Origin of the sequence: Sinorhizobium sp. RAC02 (assembly GCF_001713395.1) — a bacterium.
Taxonomy (GTDB): Bacteria; Pseudomonadota; Alphaproteobacteria; order Rhizobiales; family Rhizobiaceae; genus Shinella.
Window position 1 is genome coordinate 1,894,016 of sequence record NZ_CP016452.1, and the last position, 12,105, is coordinate 1,906,120.

18 protein-coding genes are annotated in these 12,105 nt (G+C 62.8%); 7 read left to right on the forward strand and 11 right to left on the reverse strand.

Going from position 1 to position 12,105, the window contains the following annotated elements:
- Positions 1-3 precede the first annotated feature (3 nt).
- Positions 4-930, reverse strand: coding sequence for a LysR family transcriptional regulator (locus tag BSY16_RS29805; RefSeq protein WP_069063357.1), 927 nt, complete (start codon positions 928-930; stop codon positions 4-6).
- Positions 931-1,061: 131 nt separating this feature from the next.
- Here BSY16_RS29805 and BSY16_RS29810 point away from each other — a divergent pair, with 131 nt between their 5' ends.
- The 7 genes from BSY16_RS29810 to BSY16_RS29835 all read left to right on the forward strand — a co-directional run bounded on the left by BSY16_RS29810 (position 1,062) and on the right by BSY16_RS29835 (position 5,197).
- Complete coding sequence (locus BSY16_RS29810) at positions 1,062-1,967, forward strand: pirin family protein (RefSeq protein WP_069063792.1); 906 nt, start codon at positions 1,062-1,064, stop codon at positions 1,965-1,967.
- Positions 1,968-1,999: 32 nt separating this feature from the next.
- A complete protein-coding gene (locus BSY16_RS29815) occupies positions 2,000-2,596 on the forward strand; it encodes an NADPH-dependent F420 reductase (protein ID WP_069063358.1) in 597 nt (198 codons plus the stop codon).
- Positions 2,597-2,854: 258 nt separating this feature from the next.
- On the forward strand, positions 2,855-3,289 hold the full coding sequence (locus tag BSY16_RS29820) for a DoxX family protein (RefSeq protein ID WP_069063359.1): 435 nt from the start codon (positions 2,855-2,857) through the stop codon (positions 3,287-3,289).
- Between the two features lie 83 nt (positions 3,290-3,372).
- Positions 3,373-3,534 carry a hypothetical protein gene (locus BSY16_RS32580; protein ID WP_171902500.1) on the forward strand — a complete coding sequence of 54 codons (162 nt, stop codon included), beginning with the start codon at positions 3,373-3,375 and terminating at the stop codon, positions 3,532-3,534.
- Between the two features lie 63 nt (positions 3,535-3,597).
- On the forward strand, positions 3,598-3,849 hold the full coding sequence (locus BSY16_RS29825) for an ester cyclase (RefSeq protein WP_069063360.1): 252 nt from the start codon (positions 3,598-3,600) through the stop codon (positions 3,847-3,849).
- Between the two features lie 100 nt (positions 3,850-3,949).
- A complete protein-coding gene (locus tag BSY16_RS29830; protein ID WP_171902501.1) occupies positions 3,950-4,903 on the forward strand; it encodes a zinc-binding dehydrogenase in 954 nt (317 codons plus the stop codon).
- Positions 4,904-4,927: 24 nt separating this feature from the next.
- Entirely contained in the window at positions 4,928-5,197 is a 270-nt protein-coding gene (locus tag BSY16_RS29835) for a hypothetical protein (RefSeq protein WP_069063362.1), read from the forward strand.
- 13 nt (positions 5,198-5,210) lie between these two features.
- On the opposite strand, the gene BSY16_RS29840 is transcribed toward BSY16_RS29835, so the two are convergent.
- The 10 genes from BSY16_RS29840 to BSY16_RS29885 form a co-directional block, all read right to left on the reverse strand.
- A complete protein-coding gene (locus BSY16_RS29840) occupies positions 5,211-5,762 on the reverse strand; it encodes a flavin reductase family protein (RefSeq protein ID WP_069063363.1) in 552 nt (183 codons plus the stop codon).
- A 73-nt stretch (positions 5,763-5,835) separates the two neighbouring features.
- Positions 5,836-6,585, reverse strand: a complete 750-nt coding sequence (locus tag BSY16_RS29845; protein WP_069063364.1) for an SDR family oxidoreductase — start codon at positions 6,583-6,585, stop codon at positions 5,836-5,838.
- A 158-nt stretch (positions 6,586-6,743) separates the two neighbouring features.
- Positions 6,744-7,667, reverse strand: coding sequence for a helix-turn-helix domain-containing protein (locus tag BSY16_RS29850; protein ID WP_286157287.1), 924 nt, complete (start codon positions 7,665-7,667; stop codon positions 6,744-6,746).
- Between the two features lie 94 nt (positions 7,668-7,761).
- Positions 7,762-8,115 carry an Atu4866 domain-containing protein gene (locus tag BSY16_RS29855; RefSeq protein ID WP_083243183.1) on the reverse strand — a complete coding sequence of 118 codons (354 nt, stop codon included), beginning with the start codon at positions 8,113-8,115 and terminating at the stop codon, positions 7,762-7,764.
- A gap of 12 nt (positions 8,116-8,127) precedes the next feature.
- Entirely contained in the window at positions 8,128-8,859 is a 732-nt protein-coding gene (locus tag BSY16_RS29860; RefSeq protein ID WP_069063365.1) for an SDR family oxidoreductase, read from the reverse strand.
- A gap of 31 nt (positions 8,860-8,890) precedes the next feature.
- Positions 8,891-9,187, reverse strand: coding sequence for a putative quinol monooxygenase (locus BSY16_RS29865; RefSeq protein ID WP_069063366.1), 297 nt, complete (start codon positions 9,185-9,187; stop codon positions 8,891-8,893).
- A 60-nt stretch (positions 9,188-9,247) separates the two neighbouring features.
- A complete protein-coding gene (locus BSY16_RS29870; protein ID WP_069063367.1) occupies positions 9,248-10,084 on the reverse strand; it encodes an oxidoreductase in 837 nt (278 codons plus the stop codon).
- A gap of 139 nt (positions 10,085-10,223) precedes the next feature.
- Complete coding sequence (locus tag BSY16_RS29875; protein WP_069063368.1) at positions 10,224-10,583, reverse strand: putative quinol monooxygenase; 360 nt, start codon at positions 10,581-10,583, stop codon at positions 10,224-10,226.
- Positions 10,584-10,744: 161 nt separating this feature from the next.
- Positions 10,745-11,662, reverse strand: a complete 918-nt coding sequence (locus BSY16_RS29880; RefSeq protein ID WP_069063369.1) for a LysR family transcriptional regulator — start codon at positions 11,660-11,662, stop codon at positions 10,745-10,747.
- 119 nt (positions 11,663-11,781) lie between these two features.
- Positions 11,782-12,075, reverse strand: coding sequence for a DUF1330 domain-containing protein (locus BSY16_RS29885; RefSeq protein ID WP_069063370.1), 294 nt, complete (start codon positions 12,073-12,075; stop codon positions 11,782-11,784).
- Positions 12,076-12,105 lie beyond the last annotated feature (30 nt).

The window sequence follows — 12,105 nt, forward strand, 5'->3', positions numbered from 1 at the left end:
AGGCTACCACCGGTTGGAATAGGTCATGTCGTCGTCTTCGGCCTGATTTTCGAAATGCGCAATCAGGAAGCGGCCCGCTGGACCGGGCGGAACATCGGTACGGTGAACCGCCTGGAGCCGGTAGGGGCCGCCCTTGCAATCGGGCATGTCGAGATGGACCAGATGGCCCGTCCGGATATCCTCGCGCACCATGGGCTCGGGCATGTTGCCCCAGCCCATGCCCTCCTTCAGAAGCATATGCTTGGAGCCCAGGTCGGCCAGTCGCCAGGTGCGTGCGCCGACGACGCCGAGTTGAAACCCCTGCGTCAAGGTCGAGCGGTCAGTCAGCACGAGCTGCACATGTTCGCGCCCGGCGCCCGGCAGGTTTTTTCCCGCTTTCGCCAGAGGGTGCGAGGGTGCTGCCACCGGAATGAGGTGGACGAAACCCGCGCCGATCCGCTCCAGCCCGTCGACCTCGATATCGAGCGGGCCGCTGACGCCGATCACCGCCGCCCGGTTCAGCACCATTTGCGTGACCGCCCCCAGAGCCTCGACGTAGAGATGCAGCGTCACGGAAGGGAAGGCTTCGCTGAAGGCTTTCAAGGCGTCGGTGACGCGCGAGGCGGGCAGCATGACATCCAGCGCGACGTGGATTTCCGGTTCCACGCCCTCCAGCATGGCCCGCACCTTAGCGCGCAGGCCGTTGATGCCGTTCGAGACGATCCTCGCCTCCGCCAGCACGGTGCGCCCCTCCGTCGTCAGCTGCGGCTTCTTCGTCGTGTCGCGGTCGAACAGCGAGACGCCGAGCTGCGCTTCGAGATTGGCGATCGAATAGCTGATCACCGACGTGGCACGCCCCATCTTGCGCGCGGCCCCTGCAAAACTCCCGACATCCACCACCGTGAGAAACACTTTGAGCTGGTCAAGGGTGGGCATGCCGGGATTCTGCATATCTATTTCCTCGAACGTTTCTGTCCAATTTATGTCAGTTTTTTCCGCAAGCAACCAGCGGTAATTTGAAGCTCGACAGCAACATCCCTCTCGTCTTCCGGATGAAGCAGGGATCGTTGAAGGAGCTCAAAATGACATTCGCTTCGAATGCCCGAATAGAACAGATCATTCTTCCGGCGACCCGCGATCTCGGCGGTTTTTCGGTGAAACGCGCACTGCCCTCGCCGCTGCGGCGGACCGTCGGTCCCTTCATCTTCCTGGACAGTTTCGGGCCTGTGACCTTTGCCGCCGGCGCGGGCATCGACTCCCGACCGCACCCGCATATCGGCCTGGCAACGATCAGCTATCTGATCGACGGCGAGATCATCCATCGCGACAGCGAGAACTACGTCCAGAAGATCAAGCCCGGCGAGGTCAACGTCATGACCGCGGGTCGGGGCATCGTGCATTCCGAGCGCAGCAGCGATACGCTGCGGGAAGCGGGCGGGCGGCTGTTCGGCTTCCAGAGCTGGGTGGCGCTGCCGGCCAGCCACGAGGAAACTGCCCCCGGTTTCCAGCATCTCGGCGCACAGGAACTGCCGCGCGTCGAGGGCGAGGGCATCGACATGCGCCTGATCGCCGGCTCGCTGCATGGCCGGCGCGCGCCGACAAAAACCTTCTCCGACCTGTTCAATGCAGACGTCGCCCTCGTCTCCGGCGCACGCTTTCGCATCGACGGGGAACATATCGAGCGGGCCGTCTTCGTCGTCAGCGGCGCCATCGGGGTCGCCGGGCAGGACGAGCGTTTCACGGCGGACCAGTTGATCGTCTTCAAGCCCGGCTCCGAAATCGTCCTCAAGGCGATCGGCCCGGCGCGGCTGATGGTGCTTGGCGGTGAGCCGCTCGCCGAGAAACGGCACATCTTCTGGAATTTCGTGTCGAGCCGCCGAGACCGGATCGAGCAGGCGGCCCGCGACTGGCGAAACCGGGAGTTCCCGGGCGTGCCGGGAGAAACCGAGTTTACGCCGCTGCCCGATGGGCCGGCAAACATAACGTAACCCCAACCCAACGAACCCAAAGGAAAGCGAACATGACCTACGCAATCATCGGTTCGGGCGCCATCGGCTCGGCTCTCATCACGCATTTTTCGGCAAAGCGCATACCGGTCAAAGTGGCCAACAGCCGGGGCGCGGCATCCCTCGACGCCGTCGCCGGGAAACATGGCGACGCAGTCATCCCTGTCGAACTCGACGAAGCCCTGGCGCAGGATATTGTCATCCTCGCCCTGCCCTTCTCGGCGGTGCCAGACCTTGCAAAGGTGCGCAAGGACTGGTCGGGCACCATTGTCGTCGACGCGACGAACGCGATCCAGTTCCCCGAATTCCGTCCCGCCGATCTCGGCGGCAGGCTGTCGAGCGAAATCGTCGCCGAGGCTCTGCCCGGCGCGAAAGTGGTCAAGGCCTTCAACACGATACCGGCCGCGGTTCTGGCCGCCGATCCCGTCGAGGCCTCCGGGCGCCGGGTCGTGTTGCTGTCGGGCAACGATGAGACCGCCAATGCCAGCGTCGCCGGCCTTATCGAGAAGCTGGGTTTCGCTGCGCTCAATCTCGGCGGTCTCAAGGCGTCCGCGACCGTCCAGCAGTTCGGCGGTCCGCTGGTCGCCGTCAATCTGATCAGGAAGGGCTGACGGAGCCTTTTCGCCGCACGGTCGATACGCTTCACACCCAACGCAAAAAGCCCCCATCGCACAAACGATGGGGGCTTTTTGCGTTGGGATTCGCTGCTGCCGATCAAGGCCACCATCGGTCACAGCTGACGAGAAACTATTCGAAATTATAGAGCGTTATTGTCTATTTTATTCGGCTTTTACGATGAGTTAGGTGCCGCCATAGTGCGTCTCACAGGGCGGCCATGGTGGCCTGCCGATTTCGAAAAGGATACGAACATGTCGCACACAGCAATCGCCCGCCAGGTAGAAGACCTGGCCTCTTCCGCCGCCGTACAGGCTGTCCTGCCGACCGCCGGCCGCATTCTCATCAGCCTGATTTTCGTGCTTTCCGGTCTGAACAAGCTCGCCGCTCCGGCCATGACGATCGGCTACATCGAATCCGTCGGCCTGCCCTTCCCGACGCTGGCGTATGGCACGGCACTCATCGTGGAAATCATCGGCGGCCTCGCCCTTGCGCTGGGTTACCAGACGCGCCTTGTCGCCGCCGTGCTCGCCGTGTTCTCGGTCGCAACCGCCGTCAGCTTCCACAACGATCTCGCAGACGTCAACCAGTTCGTCCACTTCTTCAAGAACGTCGCCATGGCCGGTGGCTTGCTGAATGTCATCGCACTCGGCGGCGGCAAGCTCAGCATCGACGGCTGGCGCCGCTAAGCGGGTGGATCACGCCGGCCTCGGGTCGGCGTTCTCGCGTCACGTCAAAATCCCCCAAAGCAACAATCGAACAGGAAAAACCCATGCGTATTCTGAAAATTCTCCCGCTGGTTGCCTCACTCCTTGTTGGCCAAGGGGTCATGGCGGCGCCGGAAAGCCAGGAAACGGCAATCGCGGTCAAGTGGTACGAAGCCTTCGACCGGAACCAGCCGGAAATCCTCGAAGCCATCCTCTCCGACGCCTAGCGCGACATCCCCGATGCACCCGATGCCGCGCCTGGAGCCCAAACTGCAAAGTCCCTTCTGAAGATGCTTCACACCGCCTTCCCGGACTTCCGGATCGCAGTCGAGGACATCGTAGCGGAGGGCAACATGATCGTTGTTCGGTCGACCATTTCCGGCACGCAGAGAGGACCCTTTGCCGGTCTTCCGGCATCCGGCAAAAAACTCCGAATTCAGGCCGTCGACATTCACCTCGTCGAAGGCGGCAAGATTCAGAAGACCTGGCATACCGAGGACTGGATGTCGGGCCTGCGCCAGCTCGGCGCGTTCGGGCAGTAAGATTTCATTTCAAAATGCCGGCAGGTGCAAATTCCCTGCGGCACTCCCCCCAATCGAGACCAATCAGGAGGCAGGCCCTGCCTGCCCAATGGAGAAAGCCATGACGTACGTCGTTAAATACAGCCAATGGGGCGGCCCGTCCGTCCTGCATGTCGAACAGGAAAATGCCCGCGCACCCGGCGCGGGCGAGGTGCTGATAAAGCAGGACGCAATCGGCGTGAACTTCGTGGACACCATGTTCCGGGACGGCACGTTCAAGATCGGCCTGCCTGCCGTGGCGGGGGTCGAGGGCGCCGGCACAGTCGAAGCGATCGGCAAGGGCGTCAGCCATTTTGCCGTCGGCGACCGGGTCGCCTACTTCTTCGCACCCGGCAGCTACGCCACATCCCGTGTCGTGAACGAGGACGTACTCGTAAAATTGCCGGATGACGTATCGACCGAGACGGCCGCAACCCTTCTCACGAAGGGCCTGACCGCCTGGATGGCGATCAACGCCATGGCAAAGCCGAGCGGCTCGGATATCGTCCTCGTGCAGGGCGCAACGGGCGGCGTGGGCAACCTGCTCGCCCGCTGGCTGCGGGCACGCGGCTTCACGGTGATCGGAACCGGTTCTCGCCACAAGCTGCCGGCCTTGCGGGAGGTCGTCGATCACGCCTTCGCCTATGACACCGCCGGGCTTGAAGACCATATCCGCAGGCTCGCCCCCAACGGCGTCGACATCGTCTACGAACTGGTCGGGGCAACGACCTTCGCTACCACGCTCAGTGCGATCCGCGATGGAGGAACGATTGCCGTGATCGGGGCGGCCTCCGGTGGTGCCGCCATCGACGAGGCTGGCCTCAGCCGGCGCGGCATCCGCCTGGTGCGCGGCAGCACCGGCCAGCATGTGACGAAAGACAATCTGCAGGCGGCCGCGGATGCAGTGTTCGCAGCCTGGCGGACCGGCGTGTTCGGCGCGGTCACCGCCCGGAAATATCCGCTTTCCGAGGCACAGCAGGCGCATGCCGACATTCTCGAACGCCGCAACAACGGTCCGATGGTTCTTGTTCCCTGAACCTCTTCCCCAAAGGAAACCGTCATGTCCGATTGTGACAATCTGCATCCCGTTTTCTGGGATGTCGCAAAGAGCGACACTATCGCCTGCCGCCCGCGCCGACGCCCCCGCCCGTCCCTGGTGGAAGCCCTTGCCGTGGTCGTTGTCCTGCTGTTCGTCCTCGTCACCAACTTTGATCGATGGACCAGCGATGCCAAGGCGGAGGCACCAGCAACGGTTGGTGCTCTCGCCGATCCCGGGTCGGGTTACGACGCCGCCCATTGCCGGCAAGCCTCGTCACTCGGCGATTGCTGACGAGCCGATGGCGTCACCGCGAAAGGTGGCGCCATTTCACCATGCGCTCGTGGAGATCGAGCACATCACCATCTGCGCAAAAGCTGCCATCGCCGCGATGGTGCAAGGTTCGCCGTTCCTTACGGATCGGGTCGATCCACAGCCGCTCGGCCTCAAGGATGAAGAGGTTGTAAGCCTCGACGAGGCTGGTATCGGCAACCCTGCATTCGATGTTGACGAGGCACTCCTTGATCAGCGGTGCAGCCACCGTGCGGGCCGGCTGCTGCGTCAGGCCGAAGCGCTCGAACTTGTCGACCGTGTCACCCGAGCAGTTGCCGATATCGACGACCGTCTCCGCAAGATCGACGGTCGGGATGGCGATAACGCATTCGCCGGTTGCCCGGAGCGCGCAGTGGCTGTGATCCCAAGGGCCGATGATGCAGCCGATCAACGGTGGCGCGTGCTGGATCATCATGTGGAAGCCCATCGTCATGATGTTGGGCTTGCCGTTGTGGCGGGTCGTGACCAGCACGATCGGGCCTGGCTCGAGCTGGCGATAGGCCTCGAAGGCCGGTACTTCCTTCATGGGGAAACTCCTTGATGCTCGGCCTCCCCGTCGTGGACGGGAAGGCCGATGGTTCACGATGCGAGATGGCGGCTTACCAGCCCTGCTCGACTGGCAGGACGAAGAGCTCGGCCACGTTGACATGAGCCGGCGCCTGGGCGGCAAACAGAATGGTCTCGGCAATGTCGGCGCCTTGAAGGAAGGTCATCTGCTTTGCGAGGTCATCCATCTGCTGGCGATAGCCGGGATCCGTGATCTGGTCATAGAGCTCGGTCGCGACCGCACCCGGCTGGATGCAGGTGACGCGGATATTGTGCTTCTGGCCGACCTCCATGCGCAGGCCGTCGGAGAAGGCGGTCACGGCATGCTTCGTCGCACAGTAGACCGACAGTCCCTTGAAGACCTTGCGGCCGGCGATCGACGACGTGTTGAAGATATGACCGGAATGCTGCTTGATCATCTGCGGCAGCACGGCCGCGGTCGTGTTCAAGAGGCCCTTCACGTTGACATCGACCATGCGAAGCCATTCGGCGGTCTTGAACTGGTCGATATCGGAAAGCGGCATCAGGCCGGCATTGTTGAAGAGAATGTCGATCGCGCCATAGGCATCGACCAGCTTTTTGACGCCAGCCTCGACAGAGGCCGGGTCGACCACGTCCATATCAATAACCAGGGCTTCGCCGCCCTTCTCAGTGATCTCGGCCTTCAGTTCGTCCAGCCGATCGGTGCGCCGGGCGGCGATGCCGACTTTCACGCCGGCTCCGGCAAGCGCAAGCGCCGTTGCGGCGCCGATGCCGCTCGATGCGCCGGTGATCAGCGCGACTTTTCCGTTGATGTTCGTCATGATCTGTCTCCTTGTTGCTTGCGAACCCGCTCCGGAAGCGGAGAAGCATTCGCGTTCGACAAGGAGAACTCTAGTAAACCCGGGCTTTACCCTCTCCCGGCGCCTTGCCGCGGCTGTCGGGATCTTGCTCTATTCGTGGTCGACAGGGCCGGCCGACCCTACCCTCTGCGATAGTCGCTCGGCGAAAGACCCGTTTCACGTCGAAAGATCTGGGCGAAATGGCTGGGGCTGGAATAGCCGACGGTCAGGCCGATCTCGATGATGCTGGCATCGGTTTCCTGCAAAAGCTGCTGGGCCTTGGCCACCCGCTGGCGGATGAAATAGTGCGAGGGGGGAAGGCCCGTCGCCTTCTTGAACAGCCGGCTGAAATGAAATTCGCTGATGCCCACCGCCTGCGCCAGGCGGGCAAGGTCGAACGGTTCTTCCAGCCGGTCTTCCATGAAGGCGATCGCCCGCCGAAGCTTTGCGCCGGGCAAGGCGTTTTGTGTGCGCATCTCCGTGTCGGCAGTCGCATAGTGGCGGATCAGATGGACGGCCAGGCTTTGCGCCAGCCCTTCGACATAAAGCGGGTTGCCGCCGCCGTCTGCCGCCAGCTCTTCGTGGAGAAGGCCCAGAATGTGCGACAGTGTCCCATCACGGCCGCCCGATACGTCCTTTAATGTCACGTTGGCGCCAGCCTTGCCGTGCATCGCCTCGGCCACCCTTTCGAACAGCGGCACGGAAACATAGAGATGCATCACCCGAAAGGTTTTTTCACCCTCGGCCTGCCAGCGCATTTCGTAAGGCACCGGCGAGCATGTCAGGAAGAAATCGCCGACCTCGACGCGGTTTGCCGTCCATTCGCTGCGAAGGTCCCGCTCTTCCACCATGGCGCTGCCGGACATGATCCAGACGATGAGCGGCTCCGCAACGGCCGGCACCAGGAACGGGTGCTGAACGCGGTTGCGGGAGAGTACCTGCACGAAGACGTCCTTCCAGGCCGGCCCATCGCCACTGATCAGCGTGTTGCCGCTGATGTAACTCTCGAGCCCGATCGGGGAGGTCCGCTCGGGGATCGGCAGGCTGGGTTCGTCCAAAGCCATGGTCATCTCCCCGATCATTGATCTCACGCCAATGTGGCGCTGGAATCAAGGATATCCAGCGCCACGAAAAAGAAAAGAACCAAGGTTTCGCCGCTTAATCCGGCGTCTTCCCGTCGCGATAGAGGATCATGCCGGCATGATGGAGCACCCCGTCGATGAACTCGCCATCGGCGGTGAAGCCGGTATCGTCCCAATAGTCGATGTGGTTGCCGCGAACCTCGTAGCGCCCTTGGTAGGCGCTTTTCCGGCGGCCGCGCGCCTCGTCATAGCGGCCGTTCGGCAGAAGGTTGTGGCGAATGCGGCCATCCTCGGTGATCCATAGGCCGACATAGGGGTGGTTCCGGTCGGGAGCGGTTGCGTTCATCTGGGAATATCCTTCCTGGGCAGGGGCCATGCAGAGCAGCATTGCGGCAAGACCCGCCGTTGCAAGTCTAAAATGGTTTGACATCCTCGCCTCCGCTCACATGCTGGCGGTCGGCCGGATGACGATTTCGCTGGTATCGACGTCCGCCGGCTGGCCGATGACATGGACGATCGCCTCGGCGATGGCCTCCGGCTTCAGGGCGATCCGGCGGTAGGCGACCATCGCTTCCGCCGCGGTGGCATCGGTGATGGTGTTGGCCAGTTCCGATTCCACGACGCCCGGATAGACGCAGGTCACGCGGATCCGGTCGTTCTCCTGCCGGAGCCCGTCGGAAATCGCCCGCACCGCATATTTGGTCGCGCAATAGACGGCGGCGGTCGGCGAAACGGTGAGGCCACCGACGGAAGACACATTGATGACCTGCCCGGCGCCCTGCCGGTTCATCGCCGGCAGCACGGCGGCGATGCCGTAGAGCACGCCCTTGATGTTGACGTCGACCATGCGGTTCCATTCGTCCACCTTCAGCGACGCCATCGGCGACAGCGGCATGACGCCCGCATTGTTGATGATGACGTCGATGCGTCCGAAGGCATCGAGGGCAGCATCGGCGAAGGCCTGAACGTCCTGTCGGGAGGTGACGTCGAGACTCCGGTAGAGGACTTTGCCGCCGGCAGCGGTAATTTCCGCGGCCAAGGTTTCAAGGCGGTCGGTGCGTCGTGCGCCGAGCACGACCGTCGCGCCGGCCTTGGCAAGGGCGCGCGCCACTGCCTCGCCGATGCCGCTGCTGGCGCCCGTGACGAGAACGATCTTGTTTGTAATATTGCTCATGGAAGTGATCCTTCGTTTTGGGTTGGTTGGTTCAGGCAGAGAGCCGGGTGAAGTTGTTGAGGTCGAGATCACCCTCGACCAGATCGGGTATGCGGGCGATGAAGGCCTGCATGTGCGCAAGCGTGAAGTGCCCTTCGAGATCACCGGCGGAACGCCAGTTTTCGTAGACCATCCACAAGTCGGGATCGTCGTTCGACCGATGCACATCATAGGACAGGCAGGCCTCTTCCTCGCGGGAGGGAGCGACGAGGGCCAGAAGGGCCTCGCCAAGGTCCGCTGAACGACCGCTTTGGGCGCGAATGAACACGAGGTTTGTGAAGTTCGACATTGCGTATCTCCTTTTTGGGAAGCTTTGGTAACGGGGTTGGATTCGACCTGGGCAGGCGCGCTAGGCCATTTGCGGAAAATCGGCGCTGCGGCTGACGTCCTCCCATTGCCGGACATCGTCATCGAAGCGATCGAGGCGGGTGCGGGCGCGCTGCAGCGCATCACTGCCGAGCAGCAGATCAAGCGGCGGCTCCTCCGCATCGACAGCCGCGAGAATGGCCTGCGCTGCCCGCTGGGGATCGCCGGCCTGCCTGCCGTCCTTGCTGAGGAGACCATCGACCGCCCGGCCGCTGGTGGCGGCATAGTCGTCGATGGTCGCGCCGCTACGCAGGACCGACCGGTCCGACAGGAAGTCGGTGCGCAACGAGCCGGGCTCGACAACCGTCACCCACAGCCCGAACGGCGCCAGTTCCTGGGCAAGCGCATAGGAGATCGCCGATAACGCGGCCTTCGTTCCAGCATAGATCCCGGAACCCGGCGCCGGCGCGATGCCGGCGATCGACGCGACGTTGACGATGTGCCCCCGCCCCTGCCCGCGCATTCTGGGAAGCGCGCGGCGAATGATCGCGAGCGGGGCGAAGAGGTTGACCGCGAAAATGTCGCGCACCTCACGATCATCGGCCGCTTCGACCGAGCCAAGAAGGCCATATCCCGCATTGTTGACCAGGACATCGATCCGGCCATGCAGCGCAAAGGCCGACGCCAGCGCCTGATCGATCGATGCCGCATCGCCCATGTCCAGCGGCAGCACATGCAGGCCCTGCGCTTCAAGCCACTCCGGTGCGGCACCGCTGCGCGTCGTGCCGATGACCAGATCGCCGCGCTCGTGGGCCGCCTGCGCAAGGGCATATCCGAGCCCCCTCGATATGCCGGTAATGAACCAGACCCGCTTTACCATGACCGTCTCCTTCCGTGCGGCGATCTCCTTGACTGGTTCGCCGGCTCTGGAAGGAAGATTAGGCCCGGATGACGCGGCTTATAATCCAATGCCTTTCAACAGGGCTTGTTAGCTGGAGGAACATAATGCCCCTTCTCTTTCAAGCTGGAACAAGCGAAGAATTGGACCAGCTGGCGCCGCCAGCGACATTCGCGGCCCCCGCAGGGGATGAGGCTTCCGAGAAGGTCAGGAGATCGAGTTCCGGTTCGGCAAGATGGCGCAGGAGGCTGTAATATCCGTCCATGCGCGCGTGGCAGAGATTATCCCGCAGATCCGCACGCGATCGCCACGTCTCGTAGATGCACCAGACTCCGACCTCGTCCTGCGAACGGTGCACGCGGAACTGAAGGCAGCCCGCTGCCGCGCGGCACGGTTCGATGAGCCTTTCGAGCGCGCGCCCCAGGGCCTCCGACAACCCAGGACGGGCACGCAGGATCGTAATGTTCGTGAGGTTTTCCATGACACGCTCCCGGTCACTTTCGACGATGTCGTCGTCGTTGTTTGCTGATGGACGGGAGTATGGGTGATGCGGCAGCAAAGGATAATCGACGGAATTCCACCGTTCTTTGTTAGCCGAGAGCGTATAATCCGGCGACTTCCCTCGCTGAGAGAAGGTGCACCCTACTGCTCCTGCCGTGCAGCACCTCGCACCGCGTCGATGAAGGCACGCAAGGCGGGCGCCATCTGTCGTTGCTTGGGATAGCAGAGGAAAAATCCCGGATAGGCTTCGCAATAGGCATCGAGCATCGTGACAAGCCGCCCGTCCGCGATCAGGTGATCGGTTTCCCGGTTCGTCGCAAAGGCGATGCCCGCACCATCCAGGCACGCCGAGAGAACCATGCTCCGGTCATTCGTAATGATCGGCCCCTTCACGACGAGCTCGAACCAGCCGCCGTCCCGGTGGAACTCCCAGGCATAGGGAAGGCTCTGGCCCGACCAGCGCCAGAGAAGACACGTGTGGCTCAAGAGATCTTCCGGCGTTTCCGGCAGGCCGTGTTGTGCAACGTAACCGGGCGTCGCCACCGGACGCTGGCAAAGGGCACCGCCAACCTCGACCGCGATCATGTCCCGCTCGATCACCTCGCCGGGGCGGATGGCAACGTCCCATCCGCCGGCGACGATATCGACCACCGCATCGTCGACGGTCACATCGACCGTGATCTCGGGGTAGGATCGACTGAAAGCGCCGAGCATTGGCGTGATGAAGGCCTGCGCTGCCGCACGCGCGGCATGAACACGCACCGTGCCGGCCGGCGTGTCGCGGAAACGCACGGCGCTGTCGAGCGCCGCGCTGATTTCGTCCATCGCCGGGCGCAAGCGCAACAGCAGGGTTTCGCCGGCCGGGGTGAGAGCGACACTGCGCGTCGTGCGATTGAGCAGGCGGATGCCCAGCCGCTCCTCCAATGTGCGGATCGTCTGGCTGAGCGACGACGGCGTGATGCCGAGCCGCTCCGCCGCGCGGCTGAAGCTCAACAGCTCGGCAACGGTGACAAAGGTTCGCAATTGCGCGAATTCGCTGCCTTGGACGGTCGGCGTCATCGTTTCCTCGCAGGAAATGAACGGCGGTATTGTTTACCGATACCAAACAATCTCGCCGCTTTCACGCCGATTTTTAACTCAGCGCGACATTTTCACTTCCTGCCCGCCGTGTTTAGCCGTCAACCGGGCTCGAAGCCGCGCAGGGCAACGATCCGCGATCCGGCCGCGGCCTGTCTCTGCCTGGCCAAGGGTGCATAATCCGGCGAGGCGAACAGATCCTGGATCGCCTGCATGGTCGGGAACTGGATGATCAGCATATTGCTCGCCTCCCAGCCCTCGAGTTGCAGGGGCGCATCATCCAGAGCAACGAGCCGACCGCCGGCCTTGGCGACAAGCGGCAGCGCCTTGGAACGATAGTCGGCGATCGCATCATGATCGTGAATGTCGAGATCGACAACGAGATAGGCCGGCATGACAAGCTCCTGTTTTAATGGCCCATCCCG

Coding starts and splice junctions, on each gene's coding strand:
- BSY16_RS29805 (WP_069063357.1), bottom strand. CDS start 930: ATGCAGAATCCCGGCATGCCCACCCTTGACCAGCTCAAAGTGTTTCTC.
- BSY16_RS29810 (WP_069063792.1), top strand. CDS start 1,062: ATGACATTCGCTTCGAATGCCCGAATAGAACAGATCATTCTTCCGGCG.
- BSY16_RS29815 (WP_069063358.1), top strand. CDS start 2,000: ATGACCTACGCAATCATCGGTTCGGGCGCCATCGGCTCGGCTCTCATC.
- BSY16_RS29820 (WP_069063359.1), top strand. CDS start 2,855: ATGTCGCACACAGCAATCGCCCGCCAGGTAGAAGACCTGGCCTCTTCC.
- BSY16_RS32580 (WP_171902500.1), top strand. CDS start 3,373: ATGCGTATTCTGAAAATTCTCCCGCTGGTTGCCTCACTCCTTGTTGGC.
- BSY16_RS29825 (WP_069063360.1), top strand. CDS start 3,598: ATGCTTCACACCGCCTTCCCGGACTTCCGGATCGCAGTCGAGGACATC.
- BSY16_RS29830 (WP_171902501.1), top strand. CDS start 3,950: ATGACGTACGTCGTTAAATACAGCCAATGGGGCGGCCCGTCCGTCCTG.
- BSY16_RS29835 (WP_069063362.1), top strand. CDS start 4,928: ATGTCCGATTGTGACAATCTGCATCCCGTTTTCTGGGATGTCGCAAAG.
- BSY16_RS29840 (WP_069063363.1), bottom strand. CDS start 5,762: ATGAAGGAAGTACCGGCCTTCGAGGCCTATCGCCAGCTCGAGCCAGGC.
- BSY16_RS29845 (WP_069063364.1), bottom strand. CDS start 6,585: ATGACGAACATCAACGGAAAAGTCGCGCTGATCACCGGCGCATCGAGC.
- BSY16_RS29850 (WP_286157287.1), bottom strand. CDS start 7,667: ATGGCTTTGGACGAACCCAGCCTGCCGATCCCCGAGCGGACCTCCCCG.
- BSY16_RS29855 (WP_083243183.1), bottom strand. CDS start 8,115: ATGTCAAACCATTTTAGACTTGCAACGGCGGGTCTTGCCGCAATGCTG.
- BSY16_RS29860 (WP_069063365.1), bottom strand. CDS start 8,859: ATGAGCAATATTACAAACAAGATCGTTCTCGTCACGGGCGCCAGCAGC.
- BSY16_RS29865 (WP_069063366.1), bottom strand. CDS start 9,187: ATGTCGAACTTCACAAACCTCGTGTTCATTCGCGCCCAAAGCGGTCGT.
- BSY16_RS29870 (WP_069063367.1), bottom strand. CDS start 10,084: ATGGTAAAGCGGGTCTGGTTCATTACCGGCATATCGAGGGGGCTCGGA.
- BSY16_RS29875 (WP_069063368.1), bottom strand. CDS start 10,583: ATGGAAAACCTCACGAACATTACGATCCTGCGTGCCCGTCCTGGGTTG.
- BSY16_RS29880 (WP_069063369.1), bottom strand. CDS start 11,662: ATGACGCCGACCGTCCAAGGCAGCGAATTCGCGCAATTGCGAACCTTT.
- BSY16_RS29885 (WP_069063370.1), bottom strand. CDS start 12,075: ATGCCGGCCTATCTCGTTGTCGATCTCGACATTCACGATCATGATGCG.